This window comes from Chloroflexota bacterium (assembly GCA_026708035.1).
Classification (GTDB): Bacteria; Chloroflexota; UBA11872; order UBA11872; family UBA11872; genus JAJECS01.
In genome coordinates this window covers 184352-205046 of the sequence record JAPOVQ010000035.1, presented here as the reverse complement: position 1 = coordinate 205046, position 20695 = coordinate 184352, and the positions used below count along the sequence as shown (strand labels likewise).

Annotated in this window: 36 protein-coding genes and 1 pseudogene; all 37 read left to right on the top strand. The window is 66.9% G+C overall.

The genetic code is table 11. The annotated features are described in order from the left end of the window. Positions 1 to 13: 13 nt before the first annotated feature. The 37 genes and pseudogenes from rpsL to rplM all read left to right on the top strand — a co-directional run bounded on the left by rpsL (position 14) and on the right by rplM (position 20693). Positions 14 to 427 (top strand): 30S ribosomal protein S12, encoded by a 414-nt coding sequence (gene rpsL, locus OXG33_14715; protein MCY4115167.1) that lies wholly within the window; start codon positions 14 to 16, stop codon positions 425 to 427. A 94-nt stretch (positions 428 to 521) separates the two neighbouring features. Next, on the top strand, positions 522 to 992 hold the full coding sequence (gene rpsG, locus OXG33_14710; GenBank protein MCY4115166.1) for a 30S ribosomal protein S7: 471 nt from the start codon (positions 522 to 524) through the stop codon (positions 990 to 992). Positions 993 to 1009: 17 nt separating this feature from the next. Further along, entirely contained in the window at positions 1010 to 3079 is a 2070-nt protein-coding gene (gene fusA / locus OXG33_14705) for an elongation factor G (GenBank protein MCY4115165.1), read from the top strand. A gap of 41 nt (positions 3080 to 3120) precedes the next feature. Continuing rightward, positions 3121 to 4323: an elongation factor Tu gene (gene tuf, locus OXG33_14700; protein ID MCY4115164.1), complete on the top strand. Its 1203-nt coding sequence runs from the start codon at positions 3121 to 3123 to the stop codon at positions 4321 to 4323. A gap of 101 nt (positions 4324 to 4424) precedes the next feature. Then, positions 4425 to 4718 (top strand): 30S ribosomal protein S10, encoded by a 294-nt coding sequence (gene rpsJ, locus OXG33_14695; GenBank protein MCY4115163.1) that lies wholly within the window; start codon positions 4425 to 4427, stop codon positions 4716 to 4718. A 4-nt stretch (positions 4719 to 4722) separates the two neighbouring features. Beyond that, the gene (gene rplC / locus OXG33_14690; GenBank protein ID MCY4115162.1) at positions 4723 to 5361 is read left to right on the top strand and encodes a 50S ribosomal protein L3; all 639 of its coding nucleotides are present in this window, start codon (positions 4723 to 4725) and stop codon (positions 5359 to 5361) included. Further along, positions 5361 to 5966, top strand: a complete 606-nt coding sequence (rplD, locus tag OXG33_14685) for a 50S ribosomal protein L4 (GenBank protein ID MCY4115161.1) — start codon at positions 5361 to 5363, stop codon at positions 5964 to 5966. The genes rplC and rplD overlap by 1 nt, the downstream gene beginning before the upstream one ends. Continuing rightward, entirely contained in the window at positions 5959 to 6246 is a 288-nt protein-coding gene (gene rplW / locus OXG33_14680; protein MCY4115160.1) for a 50S ribosomal protein L23, read from the top strand. Before rplD ends, rplW begins: the two co-directional genes overlap by 8 nt. A 2-nt stretch (positions 6247 to 6248) precedes the next feature. Next, the gene (gene rplB, locus OXG33_14675; protein ID MCY4115159.1) at positions 6249 to 7079 is read left to right on the top strand and encodes a 50S ribosomal protein L2; all 831 of its coding nucleotides are present in this window, start codon (positions 6249 to 6251) and stop codon (positions 7077 to 7079) included. 6 nt (positions 7080 to 7085) lie between these two features. After that, positions 7086 to 7382 carry a 30S ribosomal protein S19 gene (gene rpsS / locus OXG33_14670; protein MCY4115158.1) on the top strand — a complete coding sequence of 99 codons (297 nt, stop codon included), beginning with the start codon at positions 7086 to 7088 and terminating at the stop codon, positions 7380 to 7382. Between the two features lie 4 nt (positions 7383 to 7386). After that, positions 7387 to 7725 (top strand): 50S ribosomal protein L22, encoded by a 339-nt coding sequence (rplV, locus tag OXG33_14665; GenBank protein ID MCY4115157.1) that lies wholly within the window; start codon positions 7387 to 7389, stop codon positions 7723 to 7725. Positions 7726 to 7727: 2 nt separating this feature from the next. Next, positions 7728 to 8477 (top strand): 30S ribosomal protein S3, encoded by a 750-nt coding sequence (gene rpsC, locus OXG33_14660; GenBank protein ID MCY4115156.1) that lies wholly within the window; start codon positions 7728 to 7730, stop codon positions 8475 to 8477. A 4-nt stretch (positions 8478 to 8481) separates the two neighbouring features. Continuing rightward, positions 8482 to 8907 carry a 50S ribosomal protein L16 gene (gene rplP, locus OXG33_14655; GenBank protein ID MCY4115155.1) on the top strand — a complete coding sequence of 142 codons (426 nt, stop codon included), beginning with the start codon at positions 8482 to 8484 and terminating at the stop codon, positions 8905 to 8907. A 1-nt stretch (position 8908) separates the two neighbouring features. Continuing rightward, entirely contained in the window at positions 8909 to 9121 is a 213-nt protein-coding gene (gene rpmC, locus OXG33_14650; GenBank protein MCY4115154.1) for a 50S ribosomal protein L29, read from the top strand. Next, positions 9121 to 9375, top strand: a pseudogene (gene rpsQ / locus OXG33_14645) (30S ribosomal protein S17). Before rpmC ends, rpsQ begins: the two are co-directional and overlap by 1 nt. A gap of 205 nt (positions 9376 to 9580) precedes the next feature. After that, complete coding sequence (rplN, locus tag OXG33_14640) at positions 9581 to 9946, top strand: 50S ribosomal protein L14 (GenBank protein ID MCY4115153.1); 366 nt, start codon at positions 9581 to 9583, stop codon at positions 9944 to 9946. Positions 9947 to 9948: 2 nt separating this feature from the next. After that, entirely contained in the window at positions 9949 to 10281 is a 333-nt protein-coding gene (gene rplX, locus OXG33_14635; GenBank protein MCY4115152.1) for a 50S ribosomal protein L24, read from the top strand. Then, on the top strand, positions 10281 to 10832 hold the full coding sequence (rplE, locus tag OXG33_14630) for a 50S ribosomal protein L5 (GenBank protein ID MCY4115151.1): 552 nt from the start codon (positions 10281 to 10283) through the stop codon (positions 10830 to 10832). Before rplX ends, rplE begins: the two co-directional genes overlap by 1 nt. Before the next feature lie 8 nt (positions 10833 to 10840). Beyond that, positions 10841 to 11080: a type Z 30S ribosomal protein S14 gene (locus OXG33_14625; GenBank protein ID MCY4115150.1), complete on the top strand. Its 240-nt coding sequence runs from the start codon at positions 10841 to 10843 to the stop codon at positions 11078 to 11080. A gap of 6 nt (positions 11081 to 11086) precedes the next feature. Continuing rightward, positions 11087 to 11479: a 30S ribosomal protein S8 gene (gene rpsH / locus OXG33_14620; protein MCY4115149.1), complete on the top strand. Its 393-nt coding sequence runs from the start codon at positions 11087 to 11089 to the stop codon at positions 11477 to 11479. Between the two features lie 8 nt (positions 11480 to 11487). Next, entirely contained in the window at positions 11488 to 12042 is a 555-nt protein-coding gene (gene rplF / locus OXG33_14615) for a 50S ribosomal protein L6 (GenBank protein ID MCY4115148.1), read from the top strand. Further along, positions 12042 to 12395, top strand: a complete 354-nt coding sequence (gene rplR, locus OXG33_14610; protein MCY4115147.1) for a 50S ribosomal protein L18 — start codon at positions 12042 to 12044, stop codon at positions 12393 to 12395. Before rplF ends, rplR begins: the two co-directional genes overlap by 1 nt. A 2-nt stretch (positions 12396 to 12397) precedes the next feature. After that, positions 12398 to 12940, top strand: coding sequence for a 30S ribosomal protein S5 (gene rpsE, locus OXG33_14605; GenBank protein MCY4115146.1), 543 nt, complete (start codon positions 12398 to 12400; stop codon positions 12938 to 12940). Beyond that, positions 12933 to 13127 (top strand): 50S ribosomal protein L30, encoded by a 195-nt coding sequence (rpmD, locus tag OXG33_14600; protein MCY4115145.1) that lies wholly within the window; start codon positions 12933 to 12935, stop codon positions 13125 to 13127. Before rpsE ends, rpmD begins: the two co-directional genes overlap by 8 nt. Positions 13128 to 13134: 7 nt before the next feature. After that, positions 13135 to 13581: a 50S ribosomal protein L15 gene (gene rplO / locus OXG33_14595; protein MCY4115144.1), complete on the top strand. Its 447-nt coding sequence runs from the start codon at positions 13135 to 13137 to the stop codon at positions 13579 to 13581. Further along, a complete protein-coding gene (secY, locus tag OXG33_14590; protein MCY4115143.1) occupies positions 13578 to 14858 on the top strand; it encodes a preprotein translocase subunit SecY in 1281 nt (426 codons plus the stop codon). The genes rplO and secY overlap by 4 nt, the downstream gene beginning before the upstream one ends. A gap of 1 nt (position 14859) precedes the next feature. After that, the gene (locus OXG33_14585) at positions 14860 to 15435 is read left to right on the top strand and encodes an adenylate kinase (protein ID MCY4115142.1); all 576 of its coding nucleotides are present in this window, start codon (positions 14860 to 14862) and stop codon (positions 15433 to 15435) included. Next, positions 15432 to 16220, top strand: coding sequence for a type I methionyl aminopeptidase (map, locus tag OXG33_14580; protein MCY4115141.1), 789 nt, complete (start codon positions 15432 to 15434; stop codon positions 16218 to 16220). The genes OXG33_14585 and map overlap by 4 nt, the downstream gene beginning before the upstream one ends. Next, positions 16220 to 16549, top strand: coding sequence for a translation initiation factor IF-1 (locus tag OXG33_14575; protein ID MCY4115140.1), 330 nt, complete (start codon positions 16220 to 16222; stop codon positions 16547 to 16549). The genes map and OXG33_14575 overlap by 1 nt, the downstream gene beginning before the upstream one ends. Before the next feature lie 9 nt (positions 16550 to 16558). Continuing rightward, positions 16559 to 16672 carry a 50S ribosomal protein L36 gene (rpmJ, locus tag OXG33_14570; protein MCY4115139.1) on the top strand — a complete coding sequence of 38 codons (114 nt, stop codon included), beginning with the start codon at positions 16559 to 16561 and terminating at the stop codon, positions 16670 to 16672. A 12-nt stretch (positions 16673 to 16684) separates the two neighbouring features. Next, the gene (gene rpsM, locus OXG33_14565; protein ID MCY4115138.1) at positions 16685 to 17068 is read left to right on the top strand and encodes a 30S ribosomal protein S13; all 384 of its coding nucleotides are present in this window, start codon (positions 16685 to 16687) and stop codon (positions 17066 to 17068) included. Between the two features lies 1 nt (position 17069). Continuing rightward, on the top strand, positions 17070 to 17459 hold the full coding sequence (gene rpsK, locus OXG33_14560; GenBank protein ID MCY4115137.1) for a 30S ribosomal protein S11: 390 nt from the start codon (positions 17070 to 17072) through the stop codon (positions 17457 to 17459). Positions 17460 to 17483: 24 nt separating this feature from the next. After that, positions 17484 to 18116 carry a 30S ribosomal protein S4 gene (gene rpsD, locus OXG33_14555; GenBank protein MCY4115136.1) on the top strand — a complete coding sequence of 211 codons (633 nt, stop codon included), beginning with the start codon at positions 17484 to 17486 and terminating at the stop codon, positions 18114 to 18116. A 57-nt stretch (positions 18117 to 18173) separates the two neighbouring features. Next, on the top strand, positions 18174 to 19142 hold the full coding sequence (locus tag OXG33_14550) for a DNA-directed RNA polymerase subunit alpha (protein ID MCY4115135.1): 969 nt from the start codon (positions 18174 to 18176) through the stop codon (positions 19140 to 19142). A 2-nt stretch (positions 19143 to 19144) separates the two neighbouring features. Further along, complete coding sequence (rplQ, locus tag OXG33_14545) at positions 19145 to 19495, top strand: 50S ribosomal protein L17 (GenBank protein ID MCY4115134.1); 351 nt, start codon at positions 19145 to 19147, stop codon at positions 19493 to 19495. Beyond that, a complete protein-coding gene (gene truA, locus OXG33_14540) occupies positions 19492 to 20283 on the top strand; it encodes a tRNA pseudouridine(38-40) synthase TruA (protein MCY4115133.1) in 792 nt (263 codons plus the stop codon). Before rplQ ends, truA begins: the two co-directional genes overlap by 4 nt. Beyond that, positions 20280 to 20693, top strand: coding sequence for a 50S ribosomal protein L13 (rplM, locus tag OXG33_14535; GenBank protein ID MCY4115132.1), 414 nt, complete (start codon positions 20280 to 20282; stop codon positions 20691 to 20693). Before truA ends, rplM begins: the two co-directional genes overlap by 4 nt. Positions 20694 to 20695: the final 2 nt, after the last annotated feature.

Sequence of the window (20695 nt, the reverse complement as noted above, 5' to 3'; positions counted from 1 at the left end):
CCTTGGTGGTCGTGTGCCAACGATAAACCAGCTTGTTCGCAAGGGTCGGCGCAAGTCACGGCGCAAAGTGACGGCGCCTGCGCTGCACTTCGCCTATAACGGGCTGCGGCGGCGCATGGTGCGCACGCGCGGGGCGCCCCAAAAGCGCGGCGTGTGCACGCTGGTGCGCACCGTCACGCCGCGCAAGCCGAACTCGGCGCTGCGGAAGGTGGCGCGGGTTCGGTTGTCGAACGGGATGGAGGTCACGGCCTACATTCCGGGTGAAGGTCACCAACTCCAGGAGCACTCGGTCGTCCTGATTCGCGGCGGACGCGTCAAGGACCTGCCCGGCGTGCGTTACCACGTCGTACGAGGACCTCTGGATGCCACGGGCGTCGAGAATCGCAAGCAAGGGCGGTCAAAGTACGGCACCAGGCGCGGCGCATAGGGGTAGCTCTCCCGTGGAGCAATCGTCGGCCCCTCACCGCCTACGGCTGACTGAAACCCGCGGCCAACCCCACTAACCAGGAGATCTAGCAACCATGCCTCGTCGGAAGCGCCCCGAGCGGCGAATGACCGCCCCCGATCCGAAATACAACAACCGGACGGTGGAGCGCTTCATCAACAAGCTGATGCGCCACGGCTACAAGGCCAAGGCGCAGGCCATCGTCTACGGCGCCTTCGACCTCGTCGAGGAGCGGGGCGGGACGCCGGCGCTGGACGCCTTCGAAGAGGCCATTCGCAACGTCATGCCGCAGATCGAAGTCAAGCCGCGCCGGGTTGGCGGTGCGACCTATCAGGTGCCGGTCGAGATTCGCGGCGACCGCCGATACTCCCTGGCCGTGCGCTGGCTCATCAGCTCCGCACGGGCGCGATCCGGTCGCTCGATGCGCGAGCGCCTGGCCTTTGAACTTCTTGATGCAGCTTCCGGACAGGGCGGAGCGGTGCGCCGCCGTGAAGAGATGCATCGCATGGCCGAGGCGAATCGCGCCTTCGCCATCTACGCGTTTTAGCCCGAGCCCGAAGCACCATGTCCGAAGCTGACATCGCGCAAACTCGCAACATCGGCATCATCGCCCACATCGATGCCGGCAAGACCACTACGACCGAGCGCATCCTCTTTTACACGGGGCGCATCCATCGCATTGGCGTCATCGACGACGGCACGACCCAAATGGACTGGATGGCGCAGGAACGCGAGCGCGGCATCACCATCGTCGCGGCGGCCACCACCTGCTATTGGCAGGACCGGCGCATTAACATCATCGACACGCCTGGGCACGTGGACTTCACGGCCGAGGTCGAGCGTTCGCTGCGCGTCCTCGACGGCGGGCTGGTGGTCTTCGATGCCGTGCACGGCGTGGAGTCGCAGTCAGAAACCGTCTGGCGTCAGGCCGACAAGTACGACGTGCCGCGCGTGGCCTTGATCAACAAGATGGATCGCGTTGGGGCCGACCCCGACGCGGCGGTCCGCTCGATCCGTGAGCGGCTGGGGGCGAATCCGGTTCCAGTGCAACTTCCCGTTGGCCGCGAGCAGGAGTTTCGCGGCGTGGTCGATCTCATCGAGATGCAGGCCATCGTGTGGGCCGGTGACGGCGCCGCCCAGCCGTCGGTCGAGGCCATTCCGGACGATCTGGCCGAAGTGGCGGTCGTCGCGCGGTTGCAATTGCTGGAAGCGCTGAGTGAATTCGACGATCACATCGCCGAGCTTTACCTCAACGACGAAGAGGTCGACGCAGGGTCGATGATCGCCGCGCTGCGACGCGGCACCATCGATTCGCTGCTTGTGCCAGTCCTGTTTGGCAGCGCGTTGCGCAACCGGGGCATCGAGCCGGTGCTCGACGCCGTGGCGCGCTATTTGCCCTCGCCACTGGACGTGCCGCCCGTTCGCGGCATTGATCCCGCGACCGACGAAACGCTCGAGCGCGGGGCATCGGAAGACGCGCCGTTTGCGGCGCTGGCGTTCAAGATGGTGGCGGATCCGCATTCGGGCAAGCTGGCATATTTCCGGGTCTACTCCGGGCGGATCGAGCCCGGCACGACGGTTCTCAACGTCGGGACGGGCAAGCGGCAACGCCTGAGCCGGGTGCTCCGCATGCACGCCGACAAGCGCGAGGAGATCAAGGATCCCATCGTGCCCGGCGACATCGTCGCCGCCGTCGGCATGCGCGACGTGAGCACCGGCGACACGCTGGCCGACCCGGCGCATCCCGTGCTGCTGGAGTCGATTACGTTCCCCGACCCGGTCGTGACGATCGCCATCGAACCCAAGAGCCGCGCGGACCAAGATCGCATCATCACGGCGTTGGGCAAGCTCGGCGATGAAGACCCAACCTTCCAGGTGCGAGCCGACGAGGAAACCGGCCAGACGCTGATCGCCGGCATGGGCGAGCTGCACCTCGAAGTGATTGTGGACCGCCTGCTGCGCGAGTTCCGCGTCGGCGCCAACGTGGGCCGCCCGCAGGTGGCCTATCGCGAACGCCCCTTGCGGGCCGTCCAGGCGCCGGGCCGCTTCATTCGCCAGACGGGCGGGCGCGGGCAGTATGGCCACGTGGTCGTCGAGCTCGAGCCGCTGGAGCCGGGCGCTGGCGTCGAGATCGAGTCGCGCATTGTGGGCGGCGCCATTCCGGTCGGCTTCTTGCCGGCCGCGGAACGCGGGGCGCGGCGCGCGCTGACCGGGGGACTGCAGGGCTTTCAGGTCATTGACGTGCGAATTCGCATCGTCGACGGATCGTTCCACGAGGTGGATTCATCCGAGCTTGCCTTTGAAATCGCCGGATCGTGGGCGGTGGAAGAGGCCCTGCGGCGATCGGGAACCGCAGTTCTCGAGCCGGTGATGGCCGTCGACGTCGTGATTCCCGACGAGTACGTGGGCGACGTGCTGGCGGGCTTGTTGTCCAAGCGGGGCGAAGTTCAGGGGACCGAGCCGAGGGGCGGGTCGAGCGTTATTCGCGCCGAAGTACCGCTGGCCACAATGTTTGGGTACGCTAGTGCGTTACGCTCGGCCACTCAGGGCCGGGGTACGTTTTCGATGGAGTTTTCACATTACGCCGTCCGGCCGGGGGCCGGGACGGGACAGGAAGTTCTGACAGGAGTCTAGGCGCGGGGCCGCATGGCCAGCGCATCAGGAGCACGCAGCGAATGGGACGAGTCAAGTTCGAACGCACGAAACCGCACGTCAACGTCGGCACCATCGGCCATGTCGACCATGGCAAGACCACGCTCACGGCAGCCATGACCAAAGTGCTGTCGCTGAAGGGCTTGGCGCAGTTTGAGGCGTTCGACGCCATCGACAAGGCGCCCGAAGAGCGCGAGCGTGGCATTACGATTTCGATCGCTCACGTCGAGTACGAGAGCGATAGCCGGCACTACGCGCACATCGACGCGCCGGGCCACCGCGACTACATCAAGAACATGATCACCGGCGCGGCGCAGATGGACGGCGCCATCCTGGTGGTGAGCGCGCCCGACGGCCCCATGCCGCAGACCTTCGAGCACGTGCTGCTGGCACGGCAGGTCGAGGTGGGCGCGATCGTCGTCTACTTGAACAAGGTCGACATGGTGGACGACGAGGAGCTGCTGGAGCTGGTGGAGCTCGAGTTGCGCGACCTCCTGAACAAGTATGAGTTTCCGGGCGACGACGTGCCGATCGTGCGCGGCAGCGCCCTCCACGCGCTGGAATCCGAGAACACCGATCCGGACGCTCCCGAGTTCGCGCCGATTCTCGAGTTGGTCGAGACCATCGACACGTACTTCGAGGAGCCGCAGCGCCCGGTCGACGAGCCGTTCCTCATGCCCATCGAGGATGTCTTCGGCATCAAGGGGCGTGGAACGGTGGTGACGGGCCGGGTCGAGCGCGGCGTGATCACGCCCGGCGAGGAAGTCGACATCGTCGGCATGCGCGACCTGGTGGACCGTCGGGTGTGCACGGGCGTCGAGATGTTCCGCAAGACCCTTGACGAGGGCGTGGCCGGCGACAACGTCGGCTGCTTGCTCCGCGGGATCGAGCGGCACGAGGTCGAGCGCGGCATGGTTTTGGCCGCTCCCGGGTCGATTACACCGCATACGGAGTTCATGGCGAATGTCTACGTCTTGACCAAGGACGAGGGCGGGCGCCACACCCCGTTCTTCAACGGATATCGCCCGCAGTTCTATATCCACACCACCGACGTGACCGGTGAGGTCAATCTGCCGGAAGGCACGGAGATGTGCGTGCCCGGCGACAACATCGAGATGACGGTGACGCTCGGCGCGCCCGTGGCCCTCGAGGATGGTGTGCACTTCGCCATTCGCGAAGGCGGCGTGACGGTTGGCGCCGGCGTCGTGACGAAGATCGTCAACTAGCTGCGATGGCCGAGGCACGCGCACCCGCCGACACTCCGTCCGAACCGTCGGCCGGGCGGCCGACCAGCGGGCGCGCCCGGCGACAGGCCCCGCGGCAGCGGATTCGCATTCGCCTCAAGGCCTACGATCACAAGGTCCTCGACGATGCCGCCCGACGCATCATCGAGGCGGCGGATCGCACCGGGGCGGACGTGCGCGGCCCGATTCCGCTTCCCACGCAGAAGAAAAAGTGGACGGTCATCCGATCGCCCTTCATCGACAAGGATTCGCGTGAGCAGTTCGAGATGCGCACCCATAAGCGCCTCATCGACGTGATCGACCCGACGCAGCAGACGATGGACGAGCTGCTGCGGCTGCAGCTTGCCGCCGGTGTCGACATCGAGCTGAAGTCCTAGCGGCATGGCCACTGGAATCCTTGGGCGCAAGCTCGGCATGACCCAACGCTTCGACGACGCTGGGCACGCCTTTGGCGTGACATTGATCGAGGCCGGCCCATGTACGGTGACCGACGTGCGGACGGTGGAGCGCGATGGCTACATCGCGCTGCAACTGGGATTCGACGCGACCCGCGATTCGCGGCTTTCGCGAGCGGAGCGAGGACACCTGCAGGATGCGCCGGCCTACCGCGTGCTGCGCGAATTTCGCCTGGACAGCGCGCCTGACCTCGACGTGGGCGCTGAGGTGCGGGCCGACATGTTTGCGCCCGGCGACCTGGTTGACGTGACGGGCATCTCGAAGGGCAAAGGCTTTGCCGGCGTCGTGCGGCGTCACAACTTTCGGGGTGGGCCGCGCACGCACGGCCAGTCGGACCGGCTGCGGGCTCCCGGATCGGTGGGCGCGGGTACTAGCCCGAGTCGCGTGTTCAAGGGCATGCGCATGGCCGGCCGCATGGGCGGCAAGCGCGTGACCGCCAAGCGCCTGCGGGTGGAGCACGTGGACGCGGAGAAGAACTACATCGTGTTGCGCGGCGCCGTGCCTGGTCCGCGCAAGGGGATCCTCGTGGTACGTCCGACATCGCGACATGGGAGCCGGGATTGATGGCTGCCAATGACACGGCGCCGGTCGCGCCCGTCGACACCGACTTGTTCGGCGATCCCGGAGCGCGGGACGAGCTTCTGCGTCGGGCGGCCATCGTCGGCGCGCAGCGCCGTCGGCAAAGCACGAGCAGCACGCAGACACGTGGCGAGGTAACGGCGAGCGCGCAAAAGCTCTACCGCCAGAAGGGCGTGGGACGCGCGCGCGCCGGCAGCGCGTCCGCCGGACAACGGCGGGGCGGCGCGGTAACCTTTGGACCCCGTCCGCGCACCGTGCGGCGCCGGCTCAGTCGTCGCGAGCGGCGCGAGGCGCTGCGCAGTCTGTTGGCGCAAAAGGCGCAGGCCGATCGCGTGCATCGCGTCGAAGCCTGGGGAGATTCGCCAAAGACCAAGGAACGCGCAGCCTGGCTGGCCGACGCCGGATTGGCCGGACGATTGCTGCTGCTCGATGCCGAGCCGCCCGAGGCGCTCCGGCGATCCTCACGCAACATTCCGGGCGTGACGGTGGAGCGCGCCGATGCCGTGGGATTCATGGATGTTGCCGCAGCCGATCACGTCGTGGCGACCGACGCCGCGCTCGAGGTCCTGCGGGGAGTTCGCAATGGCTGATCCCGCCGACATCGTGATTCGACCAGTGGTGACCGAAAAGTCGACCACGCTCGTGGAAGATCGCAAGTACGTGTTCGAAGTGCATCCCACGGCGTCCAAACACATGATTCGGGAAGCCGTTGAGGCCCTGTTCCGCGTGGACGTGACCGGCGTGAATGTCATGAATCTTCGCGGCAAACCGCGGCGATTCGGGCGGTTCACCGGCTACCGATCCTCCAAGCGCAGGGCCATCGTGACGCTCGCCGAGGGGCACGCCATCGACATCTATCCAGGAACCTAGGCATGGGACTTCGCACCTACGATCCGACCTCTCCGGGGCGCCGGGGCTACGTGTCGGTCGATCACGAGGAAGTGACCGAGTCCAAGCCGCACAAGCCGCTGTTGCGACCGCTGACCGAACGAGCCGGACGCAACAACCAGGGCCGCATCACGGTGCGACACCGCGGCGGCGGGGCCAAGCGCCGCTATCGCGTGATTGACTGGCGCCGCAACAAGCCGGGCGTGCCCGCAACTATCGCGAGCATCGAATATGACCCGAATCGATCGGCTCACATCGCACTGCTGGTGTATGCCGACGGCGAGAAGCGCTACATCCTGGCGCCGCAGGGCCTGCGGGTTGGCGCCGAGGTCGTCTCGGGGCCAAAGGCCGAGCCGCGCGTCGGCAATGCCATGCGCTTGGCGGACATGCCGGCCGGGACCGAGGTGCACGCGGTCGAGCTGGTGCCCGGTGGCGGGGCCAAGCTGATTCGCAGCGCCGGCATGGGCGGACAGCTGATGGCCAAGGACCGCGGCCTGGCCACGCTGCGGCTGCCGTCGGGCGAAATGCGGCAGGTCCCGCTGGCCGGCATGGCCACCGTGGGCCGCGTCGGGAACCAGGATCACAGCAACCAATCGGCCGGCAAGGCCGGGCGCATTCGCTGGCGCCGCCGCCGGCCGCAGGTGCGGGGCTCGGCCATGACGCCGCGCGATCATCCGCACGGCGGCGGCGAAGGGAAGGCCCCAGTGGGACTCCCCGGCCCGAAGACGCCGTGGGGCAAGCCGGCCCATGGGCGACGGACCCGCCTCGGGCGGCGCCGCAGCGATCGCTATATCATTCGACGCCGCAGGAGATAGGGCAGCATGTCACGAAGCTCGAAAAAAGGCTGGTACATCGACCCCAAGCTGGAGAAGCGCGTGGCCGAAGCGAGCCGCAGCCGGCAAAAGCAGGTCATTCGCACCTGGAGCCGGGCAAGCGTGATCCATCCGGAAATGGTTGGGCTCACCATCGCCGTGCATGACGGTCGACGCCATGTGCCGGTGTACGTCACGGAAAACATGGTGGGCCATCGCCTCGGCGAATTTGCGCCCACTCGCACCTATCGCAGCCACAGCCAGGCGGGGTCGCGCGTGGCGGCGCAGCAGCAGGGAGCACGCTAGGCGCATGCAAGTCTGGGCAACGGCCAAGTACGTGCGCATGGCGCCACGACGCGCGCGCCTGGTGGCCAATGAGGTTCGGGGATTGCGCCCGGAGGTTGCCTTGGCAACGCTGGCGCACCTGCCCCAGCGCGCGGCGTTCGAGATTGCCAAGGTGCTGAAATCGGCATTGGCGAATGCCGAGCACAACTACGGCCTAGAGCGGGAAAGCCTGATCGTGCGGGACGTGCGCGTCGATCAAGGGCCTTCGCTGAAGCGCTATCGCGCGAAAGCTCGCGGGCGCCCGGGGTTCTATCGGAAGCGGTCCGCCCACATCACCGTCGTCGTGGACGACGAAAGCGAATAAGCATGGGCCGAAAAGTTCACCCAATCGCCTATCGCCTCGGGTACACCAAGCGCTGGCTCAGCACGTGGTACGCCGACCGCGACTACACGGCGCTGCTGGCCGAGGATTTTCAGATCCGCAAGATCGTGCGGCAGTTCCTCGACAACCCGCCCGGACGGCGCGATCAGCGTCGCGGCGGACGGCGGCGCGGATTCGGCGCCGGCGTCTCGCGCATTGAGATCGAGCGCCAGGTCAGCCAGCTGCGCGTGATCATTCACACAGCGCGACCGGGCATCGTGATTGGCCGCGGGGGAAGCAACCGTGAGGAAATCCAGCGCTTGCTGGAGTTGCACACCAAGAAACGCACCGTCGTCGACGTTCAGGAAATAGGTCAGCCCGAGTTGGACGCGTTCCTGGTGGCGCGCAACGTGGCCGAGCAGCTGGAGCGCCGAGTGTCCTTCCGGCGGGCCATGAAGGTCACCGCCGAGCGCAGCATGCGCGCCGGCGCCCTGGGCGTGAAGGTCATGGTGAGCGGCCGCCTGGGCGGGCGAGAGATGGCGCGGACCGAGTTCGAGCTCAGCGGCACGGTGCCGCTGCAGACGCTCGACGCCGACATTGACTACGGCTTCACCGAAGCTCGCACGGCGCAGGGGCGCATCGGCGTCAAGGCGTGGATCCATCGCCGCGACGCGCTGAGCGACACCGCGGATATGCTGGCCGGCCGCGTCGGCCGGACCGGGATGGGCGGTCGACGCGCCCCGAGAGGCAACTAGCGTCATGTTGATGCCCAGGCGAACCAAGTTCCGCAAGGCTCACCGCGGCCGGCGGCGCGGCCGCGCCGCGCGCGGCAATGACTTGCAGTTCGGAGAAGTCGGGCTGCAGGCGCTCAGCGCAGGCTGGGTTGACAGCCGAGAGATCGAGGCGGCGCGGCGCGCCATCACCCACGCCATCCACCGCGGCGGCCAGGTGTGGATTCGGCTCTTTCCCGACAAGCCGGTCAGCGCCAAGCCGGCCGAGACGCGCATGGGGAGCGGCAAGGGCAACGTGGACCATTGGGTGGCCGTGGTGAAGCCCGGTCGCGTGCTGTTTGAAATCGCGGGCATCGATGAGGAACTCGGCCGAGAGGCCATGCGACTCGCGTCGCACAAGATCTCCGTGGCGACCCGCGTCATCACCCGAAATCGCGAGGTGGTCGTTGGCTGATCTGGCAGAGATTCGGGCGCTTGATCCCGATGCCTTGGAGACCCGACGCCGAGAGGCGAAGGAAGAGCTGTTCCGCCTGCGTCTGCAGCATGCGACCCTCCAGCTCACCGCGACCTCGCGGCTGCGTGAGTTGCGGCGCGACGTCGCGCAGATCATGACCGTGCAGCGTGAGCGCGAGCTTGTTGGCGCCGTTGCCGTGGAAGAGGACGCGTGATGGTTCCGGACAATCAACGACGCCAGCGGCGCGTCGGGACCGTGGTGAGCAATCGCTCCGACAAGACAATCTCGGTCCGGGTGGAGGCCGTGCGTCGCCACCCGCTGTACCGCAAGCCGGTTCGCGTTCGACGCAAACTGCTGGCGCACGACGCCGAAAACGCGTGCGATGTCGGTGACGTGGTGGAGATTGTTTCGTCGCGGCCCTATAGCCGCCGCAAACGCTGGCGGCTCACGCGCATCGTGAATCGCGCCACCCTCACCGAGGAAGAGCAGGCAGCGGTGGAGGCCGCCAGCGAGGCCGCGCAGGTGGCGGACGCCGAGCCTGAAGAAGAAATCGAGGCGTCCGTTAGCGCATCCGCCGATGCCGAAGCTGATGCCGAGGCGACCACCGACGCAGCGGCTGAAGTCGAGGCGGATGTCGAGGCCGACGCATCGGAAAGTGAATCTCGCTAGCTCCATGGTTCAACAACAGAGCCGGCTCAAGGTCGCCGACAACAGCGGCGCGCGCGAAATCATGTGCATCCGCGTGCTCGGCGGTTCCGGCCGCAAGTACGCCGGCGTGGGCGACATCGTGGTGGCCAGCGTCAAGCAAGCCGCGCCCAATAGCCCCGTGCCGAAGGGCAGCGTGGTGCAGGCGGTGGTCGTGCGCGTCGCGAAGGAATACCGACGCGTCGACGGATCGCGAATTCGCTTTGACGATAACGCGGCCGTCGTCTTGGACGGCACGGCGCCGCGCGGCACGCGCATCTTCGGCCCCGTGGCGCGAGAGCTCCGCGAGCGGCGCTTCATGCGCATCGTGTCGCTGGCGCCCGAGGTGCTCTGAGCATGGCCGGCCCGCACCGATTTCGGCTCCGCAAGGGTGACACCGTCGAGGTGCTCACCGGGCGTGACAAGGGTCGCCAGGGCGCCATCGAACGCGTCGTGCCGGAAACGGGTCAGCTCGTGGTTGAAGCCATCAATGTGCGCAAGCGGCACACCAAGCCGCGGGCCATTGGTCAGCGGGCCGGTATCATTGAGTTCAACGCCCCGCTCGACGCCTCGAACGTCATGCTGGTCTGCCCGCATTGCGGCGCGCGTTCCCGAATTGGGATTCGCGTGGGTCGTCGCGGGGCGCGAATCCGCCACTGCAAGAGCTGCAACGAACCACTGGACGAGTGATGGCACGCTTGCTTGACCGATATCGAGAGTCAATTCGCCCCGAATTGCAACGGGACCTTGGGCTCGGCAACCTCCACGAGGTGCCGCGGCTGGAGAAGGTCGTGGTGAACGTCGGCATCGGCGCGGCGCTGAGCAACGACGCGATCGTGGACCACACGGTGCGCGATATCGCCGCGGCCACGGGTCAGCGGCCGATCGTGACGCGGGCGCGGCGCAGCGTGGCGGCCTTTCGCCTGCGCGCGGGCCAGCGCGTGGGCGTGAAGACCACACTGCGCGGCCGGCGGATGTATGAGTTCGTCGACCGGTTGATCAACCTGGCGCTGCCGCGGCTGCGCGACTTTCGCGGTTTGTCGCCGCGGGCCTTCGATGGACGCGGCAACTACTCGATCGGCCTGCCCGAGCAGCTGGTCTTTCCCGAAATCGACTACGACTCGATCGACCAAATCCGTGGTCTGGAAGTCACCATGGTCACCAGCGCGCAGACCGATGCGCACGCGCGACGCTTGCTGGAGGCCATCGGTCTGCCGTTCGAACGCAAAGAAGCCATCTAGGAGTCTGCATGGCCAAGAAGTGCAAAATCGTGAAATGGGAGCGCGAGCGAAACGCGTTCAACTCGCCGAACTTCGACGAGCGATCGCTGCGTGGCCGGAAGCTTCGCTACAAGGTGCGCTATCGCAATCGCTGCGTGCTATGCGGCCGACCGCGGGCATTCATTCGGCGGTTCGATCTCTGCCGAATCTGTTTTCGCACCCTGGCGGCACAGGGTGAGATTCCCGGCGTGACGAAGTCGAGCTGGTAGGGCGCGATGACTGACCCTATTGCCGACATGCTGACGCGGATGCGCAACGCCGTGACGGCGCGCCACCGCAAGGTGCGGGTGCCGCATTCCGGGCTCAAGGAAGGTATCGCTGAGCTGCTGCGCGCTGAAGGCTTTATCGCCGGCTTTTCCGTGGTCGAAGAGTCGCCGCGGGCGTCACTTGAAATCGACCTGCGGTACGACGCCAACGACGAGCCATTGCTGCGAGGCTCGAAGCGCGTGAGCCGACCGGGCCTGCGCGTGTACACCCGCGCCCGCGAGATCCCGCGCGTGATGGGCGGTATCGGCGTGGCCCTGGTCTCGACGTCCAGTGGACTGATGACCGGCAGCGAGGCGCGACGGCGCCGACTCGGTGGCGAAGTGCTCGCCTTCGTCTGGTAGCCAACGTCATGTCACGCATCGGCCAGCTTCCCCTACCAATCCCCGCTGGGGTGACGGTGAACATCGGCGACGGCAACGCGGTTGAAGTCAAGGGGCCGCGGGGCTCGCTAGCGCGCGCCCTACCCGTGTCGATGACGATCACCGCGGCCGATGGCATGGTGCAGGTGACCCGACCGAATGACGAGCGCAAGCAGCGGGCGCTGCATGGCCTGACGCGTCAACTACTGGCAAATATGGTGATGGGCGTCACTGAAGGCTTTCAGAAGCGCCTCGAGATTCAAGGCACGGGATACCGCGCCTCGCTCCAGGGCCGCGCTCTGGATTTGCAGTTGGGGTTCTCGCATCCGCAGGTGATCAGGCCGCCGGAGGGCGTGGACATTCAGGTGCCAGACCCAACGCGCATCGTGGTCGAGGGGATCGACAAAGAGGCCGTGGGTCAGATTGCCGCCGAGATTCGCGCGGTGCGTCCGGCCGATCCTTACAAGGGCAAGGGCGTCCGCTATGCCGGCGAGTATGTCCGGCAGAAGCCCGGCAAGACCGCTGCCGGATTGGCGACCGCCTGATGGCGACGCACTCACGGCGCGCCAGCCGATTGCGGCGCCATCAACGCCTCCGGATGCGGGTTCGCGGCACGGCGGAGCGTCCGCGCTTGGCCGTATTTCGCAGTTTGAAGCACACCTACGCCCAGGTGATCGACGACGCCCGCGGAGTCACGCTGGCCGCTGCCTCGACGCTTGATTCGGACGCGGGCGAGGGCTCGAGGCGGGAGCAGGCCAGCGGCGTGGGTCGCGCCATCGCCGAGCGCGCCAAGGCGCTGAAGGTGTCGCGCGTGGTATTCGATCGCGGCGGATTTGCCTACGCCGGCCGCGTGAAGGCCGTGGCGGACGCGGCGCGCGCCGATGGGCTGGAGTTCTAACCATGCAGTTTGATGGTCGCGGGCGACGACAAGCCAGCTTTCTGGACGCTGATGGCGAGCGCCAGCGATTCGAAGATCGCGTGGTGCGAATCAAGCGTGTATCGAAAGTTGTCCGGGGCGGGCGCCGCTTTGGCTTCAACGCCATCGTGGTGGTGGGCGATCGCAACGGTCGGGTCGGCGTCAGCGTCGGCCGGGCCCGCGAAGTGGCGGACGCCATTCAGAAGGGCCAGGAGCGTGCGCGCCGCGGCATGTTCGACGTGCCGCTCACCGAGGATGGCTCCATCCCGCACTACGTGGAGGCAAGATTCCGCGCGTCCAAGGTCATCCTGCGTCCGGCCGGCTCGGGGACAGGCGTGATCGCGGGCGGCGCCGTGCGCGCCGTGTTGGAGTTGGCCGGTGTGCGAAATGTGCTCACGAAGATCATCGGCTCGTCGAACGCCATCAACGTTGTTCAGGCAACCGTTGAAGCCCTGCAGGCGCTGAGCGACCCGAGCGAGCAGCGGGCGCTGCGACTGGCCCAGATCGATTCAGGCGGCGATGGCTAGCGCGAAGCTGCATCTGCGGCAGGTGCGGAGTTCAATCGGCACCACGCGTCGCCAGCAGGAAACGCTGCGCGCGCTGGGTCTGGGCCGGATTGGCAAGACCGCCGAGCGCGAGCAGTCGGCGGCGATCGACGGCATGCTCGTGGTGGTGGGACACCTCGTCGAATGCCGCCGTGAGGCCGCGGAGTAATCGAATCGTGAAGCCCCACGAGCTTGTTCGAACGTCGCGACGGCGACGACGTCGCCAACGGGTCGGTCGCGGCGAAGGCAGCGGGCGCGGCAAGACCTCCGGTCGCGGCATGTTGGGCCAGGGCGCGCGAAGCGGGTCGGGGCCGACGCCGGGATTCGAGGGCGGCCAAACACCGCTCCTGCGGCGCTTTCCGGCCCGCCGCGGATTCACCAACGACCGATTTCGGACGGACTACCAGCCGGTGAACCTGGGCCGTCTGGCTCAGTTTGACGAAGGGTCCGTGGTGGGGGGCGATGAGCTGCGCGCCCGCGGCATCATCGACGACGGCCTGTTCAAAATCCTGGCGGGCGGCGAATTGCCGCATGCGCTGACGATTCGCGCACCCAAGTTTTCGGCTGCGGCCAAGAAGAAGATCGAGGAGGCCGGCGGCACCGCCGAGGAAATTCCTGCGTGATCCAGACCGCCATCACCGCGTTCCGATTGCCGGATGTGCGCCGGAAGATCCTGTTCACGATTGGCCTCCTGGTGCTCTTTCGCCTCGTGGCGCATATCCCCATGCCGGGGGTGGCGACGGATCGGCTGCAGGAGTTCTTCGAGGGCAATCAGCTCCTCGGATTTCTGAATCTGCTTTCGGGCGGCGCGCTCGAAAACTTTTCCATCGTGGCCCTGGGCGTCTATCCCTACGTCACCGCGATGATTGCGTTTCAGGTCCTCACGCCGCTGATTCCGCGGTTGCAGGAGCTTTCCAAGGAAGGCGAGAGCGGACGCAAGAAAATCGCACAGTACACGCGAATTGCCACGGTTCCGTTCGCCATGCTGCAAGGCTTCGGCCAGATCACGCTGCTGCGGAGCTCGCAGGCCGATTTGATCTCGCCCTCTCTGGGAGCCCCCGAGATCGTGGCCATGCTGATCGTCATGGCCGCCGGGTCGATGTTCCTCTTGTGGCTCGGCGAGCTGATCACGGAAAACGGCGTGGGCAACGGCGTCTCCATCATCATCTTTGCGGGCATCGTGGCGGGGGCGCCGCAGGCCGTGGGACAGGCCCTGTTCGCCGGGGAGAACATCGGCGGATTCCTGGCAGTGGTGGTGATTGGCCTGGCGATGATCAGCGCGATCGTGTTTGTACAGGAGGCGCAACGGCGCATCCCCGTGCACTACGCCAAGCGCGTGCGCGGCAATCGTATGTACGGCGGCCAGAGCACGCACATTCCGCTCAAGGTGAACTCGGCGGGAATGATTCCGCTGATCTTCGCCTTCTCCTTCATGCTGCTGCCGGGAACCATTGCCAGCTACTTCGAGGGCACCGACATCACCTGGTTGGCCGGCCTGGCCAGCGGCATTGCCAATGCCATGAGCCCCAGCAATTTCATCTACTGGGTTGCGACGTTCTTCCTGGTGATCGCCTTCACCTACTTCTACACCTTGGTCATCTTTCAACAGCAGAACCTGGCGGAGAACCTGCAGAAGAATGGCGGCTTCATTCCGGGGATACGGCCGGGCCGTCCCACGCAGCAGTACCTGATGCGCGTGGTGAATCGCCTGACGGTGGCAGGGTCGCTGTTCCTTGGGTTCGTCGCCGTGCTTCCCTTCCTGGCGCAGCTGGTGACCAACGTCAACGCCGTGGCGCTCAGCAGCACGGGATTGCTGATCGTGGTCGGCGTCGTGCTCGACACCATGCGGCAGCTCGAGGCCCAACTCTTGATGCGCAACTACGAAGGATTCATCCGGTAGGTTGGCGAGTCACTCACCGTTGATCATGGTTTTTCTCGGGCCGCCGGGCGCCGGCAAGGGCACCCAAGCCGAGATGCTGGTTCAGCGCCTCAAGATCCCCCATGTGTCAACGGGCGGGCTCTTTCGCCAGGCGATCGAGGAGGGCGCGCCTGTCGGGATGGAGGTGCGCGACTACGTCGAGTCGGGCCGACTCGTGCCCGACAATCTGGTGATGCAGCTTGTCGAGAGTCTTGTGGCCGGGCAGCGAAATTCCGGAATTTGCTTCGACGGATTCCCGCGCACCCTGGCGCAGGCGGAGGCGCTGGACGGCGTGCTCGCCAGCTATGCCGCGCGCGTGCACGTGGTGCTGGTCTTGGATCTTCCCGACGAGGTCGCGCTCGGTCGGCTGATGAGTCGCGGCCGAGACGACGACGACTACGCGACGGCGCGTTATCGGCTGGAGGTCTATCAGACCACGACGGCGCCGCTGATTCAGTACTACACGGAGCGCGGCCTCGTGGCTCGGGTGGACGGCGACGCGGACATCGACACCGTGGCGCAGCGAATCGGTGACGCGTTGGAGGCAATTCCTGCATGAACGCGGGCAAAGTGGTTGTGAAAACACCCGAGCAGATCGAGGGGATGCGGGCATCGGGCCGTTTGCTGGCGCGGGCGTTGGCCTTGGTCGAGGCGGCGGTGGCGCCCGGCGTCACGACGACCGAGCTCAACACGGTGGCGGACGAGTACATTCGCGATCACGGAGGCACGCCGTCGTTCCTGGGCGTGCCGGCCGCCTCCCCCGGGGTTGCGCCCTTTCCCGGCAGCATCTGCGCCTCGACCAACGATGTCATCGTGCATGGAATCCCCAGTGGAAATGCGCTGCGGGAAGGCGATATCATTGGGGTCGATTGCGGAGCGATCCTTGACGGATGGCACTCCGACTCGGCGGTAACCGTTGCCGTCGGCGAAGTCGACGACGAGGCGGAGCGTCTGATCGCCGTCACGCGCAACGCGCTAGACGCGGCAGTCGCCGCCGCCCTACCGGGAAATCGGCTGGGAGATGTCGGCGCGGCCGTGCAGCGCCTCGTTGAGAGCGCCGGGTTCTCGGTCGTCAGGAGATTTGTGGGACACGGAATTGGAAAGGCCATGCACGAGCCGCCGCAGGTGCCGAATTTCGGCACGGCGGGCACCGGCGCCGTGCTCGAGGTGGGCACCGCGCTCGCCATCGAGCCCATGGTGAACGTGGGCAGTCCCGACGTGCGCTTCGACGCCGACGGCTGGACCGCCCGCAGCGCCGACGGCAGCCTGTCGGCGCACTTCGAGCACACGGTGGTCGTGGGTGCGTCGGGATCGATGGTCCTCACCGAACGGGCGGGCGCCTGATGGCCCAACGATCGGCACGCGAGGCCCGCACGGCCGACTCCAACGGCAAGAGCAAGTCGCCGATGATCGAGGTCGAGGGCGAGGTCGTCGACACGCTGCCCAACACGATGTTCCTGGTGCGCCCCATCGGGCCGAACGGCAAGCCACTGCGGCTGGTCACGGGTTCGGACGAAGACGAGCCGCCGGCGATCTTGGCCCACCTGTCCGGCCGCATGCGGCTGCGCTTCATTCGCGTGGGCGTGGGCGACCGGGTGAAGCTGGAGCTATCCCCCTATGACCTGACGCGCGGACGCATCACCTGGCGTCTGCGCCACGATCGGGTCGAGTAGGGCCGTCGCATGAAAGTCAGCGCATCCGTGAAGCCGCGTTGCGACAAATGCCGCATCATTCGTCGTCGCGGCCGGGTCCTCGTGATCTGCGAGAACCCGAAACACAAGCAGCGGCAAGGGTAGACAGGCAGCGCCATGGCACGCATCGCCGGAGTAGACATTCCGCGGGAGAAACCCGTCGAGATCGCGCTGACCTATATCTACGGGATCGGGCGCACGTCCAGCCGCCGAATCCTGGCAGACGCTGGCGTGACCGGGACCAAGCGGGTCATCGATTTGACCAATGACGACCTGGGACGGATTCGCGACCAGATCGACCGCCACGTGCGCGTGGAGGGTGAAAAGCGTCGCGAGGTACAAACCAATCTCGCGCGCCTGCGCGAGATTGGGTGCTATCGCGGCATTCGCCATCGCGTCGGTCTGCCGGCGCGCGGCCAACGCACACGAACCAACGCCCGGTCACGCAAAGGGCCACGCCGTGCGGTGGGAATCCGCAAGCGCGTGATCAAGCGGGGTTAGCATGGCCGAACGATCCAGTCGCGCACGTCGCCGGGACCGCACGCCGGTGCCCAAGGGGGCCGCCCACGTGCACGCGACTTTCAACAACACGATCATCACGATCACGGACCTCCAGGGCGAGACGCTGACCAGCGTGAGCGGGGGAACGGTCGGCATCCGGGGGTCGCGCAAGAGCACGCCCTTCGCGGCGCAGCAGGCGGCCGATCAAGCGGCGCGGCAGGCCATGGACATGGGCATGCGCGACCTGGATGTCTACGTTCGCGGTCCGGGCTCCGGGCGCGACGCGGCGATCCGCGCGCTGCAAGGGTCCGGCCTCAACATCACGAGCATTTCCGACGTGACGCCGATCCCCCACAACGGTCCGCGCCCACCGAAGCGCCGACGCGTCTAGGCCGTATTCGAGGAACAATCGCCCATGGCACGCTACACCGGTCCCGTCTGTCGGCTCTGCCGCCGCGAGGGCGAAAAGCTCTTCCTGAAGGGCGATCGATGCCACACGCCGAAATGCGCGATCGAGCGACGCGGCGATCGTGGCGGTCCCGGCGCGCGCGGACTCTCGCGTCGTCGGGCCACCGAGTTTGCCGTGCAATTGCGTGAGAAACAGAAGGCCCGTCGCCTCTACGGGGTGCTGGAGCGACAGTTCCGCCGCTACTTCAAGCGCGCGGGCCGCGGCGCCGGATCGCGCGGCGAGCGCCTGCTGCAGGAGTTGGAGCTGCGCGTGGACAACGTGGTGTATCGGATGGGATTCGCGCTCAGCCGGGCGCAGGCCCGCCAGCTGATCACCCACGGCCACATCGTGCTGAATGGCCGCAAGCACACCATTCCGTCGGCCACTCTGAAGGTTGGCGACAACGTGCAGGTGCGCGAGAAGAGCCGCCGGATCGAGGCGATCGCCGGCGCGCTGACCCGGGCCGACGCCATGGGGCGTCCGGCTTGGGTGCACGTGACTCCAGATGAATTCAGCGGCGTGGTGACGGCGCTGCCTGAACGCGACCACATTGACGCCACTGTGAACGAGCAGCTCATCGTTGAGTTCTATTCCCGCTAGGGACTTCGTGCGGAGGCGCATGCGCGACCTGCAGCAGCCGCACCCGAGAGGACGCCTGTGTTACTAGAATCGTTGGAAGCCGCCAGTCCGGTCGAGTCTGATCCGATCGCCGTCGAGTCGAAGGAACTCGGCGACGACTACGGCTTGTTTCACATCGAGCCGTTGCGGCCCGGGTTCGCCCACACCCTCGGCACGCCGCTCCGACGCGCCTTGCTGTCGTCGCTGCCCGGCGCGGCCATCGCCACGGCGCGAATCGATGGTGCCTTGCACGAGTTCAGCACGCTTGAGTTCATGCGCGAGGACATCGTCGAGTTTCTGCTCAACGTCAAGCGCGTGCGGCTGCGGTCGTTCAACCGCGAGCCTTCGCTGTGCATGCTGGAGCAAACCGGGCCCGGCGTCATCACCGCCGGCCACATCGAGCTGCCGAGCGGGGTGGAGATCGTCAATCCCGACCACTACCTGTGCGAACTGCCTGGCGAAGGTCTGCTGCGCTGCGAGTTCACCGTCGAGCAGGGCGTGGGCTACGTGCCGTCGGAGGGCGCCAAGTCGTTGCCCATCGGCGTGATCCCGCTCGACCGCGTGTTCACGCCGGTGACCAAGGTCGAATATCACGTGGAGCACGCCCAAGTCGGGCAGGACACCGAGCACGACCGGCTGGTGCTGCAGGTGTGGACCGATGGATCGACGGGACCGCACGACGCGCTGCGCGCCGCCGCCCAGCAGCTCGTTACTTCGTTCGGCATGATCGGCGGCGACGAAGTCGCGGCCGGGCCGGCGATCGATTTGCTGGCCGATCAGGGCGTTGCGCCGGGCGAGCCGCTGGAAGACCTCAAGCTCTCAAATCGGGCGGTGAACTGCCTGAAGCGGCACGGGGTGGAGACGATCGAGGAGATCGCGGCGATGACCGAGGACGACCTCTTCGCGCTGCGCGGCATGGGCGTTCGTCTCATTGACGAGATCCGCGCCGGGCTGGCCCAACGCGGGCTCACGCTTGCCGACGGCAATGGGGCGGAGGAGACGAGCTAGCCATGCGCCACCGCCGCAAGGGACGGCACCTCGGCTGCAACCCGGCGCGCCGCAAGTCGCTGGTGCGTGGCCTGGTGCGATCGTTGCTGCTGCACGGCCACGTCCAAACTACCGAGGCGCGGGCCAAGGCCATCCGACCCGAGGTGGATCACCTGGTGACGCTGGCGAAGCGCGGCGATCTTCACGCCCGACGCCAGGCGCTGGCGTGGCTGCCCGACCGCGAAGTCGTGAAAGACCTGTTCGACACCGTGCCGGAGCGGTTTCCCGATCGCACCAGCGGTTTCACCAAGATGTATCGACTGGGCCGCCGGCTGGGCGATGGCGCCCCCTTGGCGCGCTTGGAGTTGCTGTGACCCAATCGCGCACGGTACGCGCCACGATCGAGTACGACGGCGTCGGATTTGCCGGATTCCAGCGCCAAGCCGCCGCGCGCACCGTGCAGCAGGAGTTGGAGGCCGCACTGGCAACGGTCGTGGGCCACCAGATCCACGTCACCGGCGCGGGCCGGACGGATGCCGGTACGCATGCGACGGGTCAGGTGGTGAGCGCGCGCGTGGCGACGCGATTGGATGACGCGACGCTCTGGCGAGCCTGGAATGCCCGGTTGCCCGAGGATCTCGTCGCCCTAAGCCTCTCGACCGTGGCCGACAGCTTCCACGCGCGGCGGGACGCGGTCGAGCGCACCTACGAGTACCGCATCGCCCAGACGCCGCAGCGTCCGGTCTTGGACCGGGGCCGCGCGTGGCACGTTCGCGAACCGCTGGACGTTGCGCTGATGGAGGAAGCCGCAGGCGAATTCGTTGGCGCCCATGACTTTCGCGCGTTCACCATTGGACCTGAGACGCGCACCCGGCGGGACATCACGAACATCGCCGTGTGGCGCGAGGGCCCTATGATCGCCGTGCGCTTGTCGGGCAACGCGTTTCTCCACCGCATGGTGCGGCGCATGGTGGCTGCCCTGGTGCGAGTCGGCCGCGGGGACTTGACGGCCGCCGACGTGCGACGCCTGCTCCACTCGGGCGACCGCGCATCCGTGGGGGCGACGGCGCCCGCGCACGGCTTGACGCTCGTCGGCGTGCAGTATCCGGCGGCAACCAACCGCGCCCACCGGTCGGCGGTGGCCCTGGAGGTGTCGGCATGAGCGCCAAGGCGAGCGGCGCCCGCGACTGGCGGGTGGTCGACGCGAACGAACGTGTGCTCGGCCGGCTGGCAACCGAGATCGCCCAGCTGTTGCGGGGCAAGCACAAGCCGGAATTTGCGCCCAATCTCGATTGCGGCGACGGCGTGATCGTCATCAACGCGTCGCAGGTGCGCGTGACGGGCAACAAGCCGACGCAGAAGTACTACTACCGCCATTCCGGCTATCCGGGTGGGCTGCGGCAGACGCGTCTCGACCGCATGCTGGAGCAGCGCCCGGAGCGGGTGATCGAGCTTGCAGTCCGCGGCATGCTGCCCAAGAACTCCCTGGGGCGGGCCTGCTTTCGCCGCCTGCGGGTGTATGCGGGCGCAGAGCATCCCCATACCGGCCAACGGCCGAAGGCGGTAACCTGACA

What these genes read in the sequence shown, in the direction of transcription:
- rpsG (MCY4115166.1), top strand. Translation starts at nt 522, where the DNA reads ATGCCTCGTCGGAAGCGCCCCGAGCGGCGAATGACCGCCCCCGATCCG.
- fusA (MCY4115165.1), top strand. Translation starts at nt 1,010, where the DNA reads ATGTCCGAAGCTGACATCGCGCAAACTCGCAACATCGGCATCATCGCC.
- tuf (MCY4115164.1), top strand. Translation starts at nt 3,121, where the DNA reads ATGGGACGAGTCAAGTTCGAACGCACGAAACCGCACGTCAACGTCGGC.
- rplC (MCY4115162.1), top strand. Translation starts at nt 4,723, where the DNA reads ATGGCCACTGGAATCCTTGGGCGCAAGCTCGGCATGACCCAACGCTTC.
- rplD (MCY4115161.1), top strand. Translation starts at nt 5,361, where the DNA reads ATGGCTGCCAATGACACGGCGCCGGTCGCGCCCGTCGACACCGACTTG.
- rplW (MCY4115160.1), top strand. Translation starts at nt 5,959, where the DNA reads ATGGCTGATCCCGCCGACATCGTGATTCGACCAGTGGTGACCGAAAAG.
- rplB (MCY4115159.1), top strand. Translation starts at nt 6,249, where the DNA reads ATGGGACTTCGCACCTACGATCCGACCTCTCCGGGGCGCCGGGGCTAC.
- rpsS (MCY4115158.1), top strand. Translation starts at nt 7,086, where the DNA reads ATGTCACGAAGCTCGAAAAAAGGCTGGTACATCGACCCCAAGCTGGAG.
- rplV (MCY4115157.1), top strand. Translation starts at nt 7,387, where the DNA reads ATGCAAGTCTGGGCAACGGCCAAGTACGTGCGCATGGCGCCACGACGC.
- rpsC (MCY4115156.1), top strand. Translation starts at nt 7,728, where the DNA reads ATGGGCCGAAAAGTTCACCCAATCGCCTATCGCCTCGGGTACACCAAG.
- rplP (MCY4115155.1), top strand. Translation starts at nt 8,482, where the DNA reads ATGTTGATGCCCAGGCGAACCAAGTTCCGCAAGGCTCACCGCGGCCGG.
- rplN (MCY4115153.1), top strand. Translation starts at nt 9,581, where the DNA reads ATGGTTCAACAACAGAGCCGGCTCAAGGTCGCCGACAACAGCGGCGCG.
- rplX (MCY4115152.1), top strand. Translation starts at nt 9,949, where the DNA reads ATGGCCGGCCCGCACCGATTTCGGCTCCGCAAGGGTGACACCGTCGAG.
- rplE (MCY4115151.1), top strand. Translation starts at nt 10,281, where the DNA reads ATGGCACGCTTGCTTGACCGATATCGAGAGTCAATTCGCCCCGAATTG.
- OXG33_14625 (MCY4115150.1), top strand. Translation starts at nt 10,841, where the DNA reads ATGGCCAAGAAGTGCAAAATCGTGAAATGGGAGCGCGAGCGAAACGCG.
- rpsH (MCY4115149.1), top strand. Translation starts at nt 11,087, where the DNA reads ATGACTGACCCTATTGCCGACATGCTGACGCGGATGCGCAACGCCGTG.
- rplF (MCY4115148.1), top strand. Translation starts at nt 11,488, where the DNA reads ATGTCACGCATCGGCCAGCTTCCCCTACCAATCCCCGCTGGGGTGACG.
- rplR (MCY4115147.1), top strand. Translation starts at nt 12,042, where the DNA reads ATGGCGACGCACTCACGGCGCGCCAGCCGATTGCGGCGCCATCAACGC.
- rpsE (MCY4115146.1), top strand. Translation starts at nt 12,398, where the DNA reads ATGCAGTTTGATGGTCGCGGGCGACGACAAGCCAGCTTTCTGGACGCT.
- rpmD (MCY4115145.1), top strand. Translation starts at nt 12,933, where the DNA reads ATGGCTAGCGCGAAGCTGCATCTGCGGCAGGTGCGGAGTTCAATCGGC.
- map (MCY4115141.1), top strand. Translation starts at nt 15,432, where the DNA reads ATGAACGCGGGCAAAGTGGTTGTGAAAACACCCGAGCAGATCGAGGGG.
- OXG33_14575 (MCY4115140.1), top strand. Translation starts at nt 16,220, where the DNA reads ATGGCCCAACGATCGGCACGCGAGGCCCGCACGGCCGACTCCAACGGC.
- rpmJ (MCY4115139.1), top strand. Translation starts at nt 16,559, where the DNA reads ATGAAAGTCAGCGCATCCGTGAAGCCGCGTTGCGACAAATGCCGCATC.
- rpsM (MCY4115138.1), top strand. Translation starts at nt 16,685, where the DNA reads ATGGCACGCATCGCCGGAGTAGACATTCCGCGGGAGAAACCCGTCGAG.
- rpsK (MCY4115137.1), top strand. Translation starts at nt 17,070, where the DNA reads ATGGCCGAACGATCCAGTCGCGCACGTCGCCGGGACCGCACGCCGGTG.
- rpsD (MCY4115136.1), top strand. Translation starts at nt 17,484, where the DNA reads ATGGCACGCTACACCGGTCCCGTCTGTCGGCTCTGCCGCCGCGAGGGC.
- rplQ (MCY4115134.1), top strand. Translation starts at nt 19,145, where the DNA reads ATGCGCCACCGCCGCAAGGGACGGCACCTCGGCTGCAACCCGGCGCGC.
- rplM (MCY4115132.1), top strand. Translation starts at nt 20,280, where the DNA reads ATGAGCGCCAAGGCGAGCGGCGCCCGCGACTGGCGGGTGGTCGACGCG.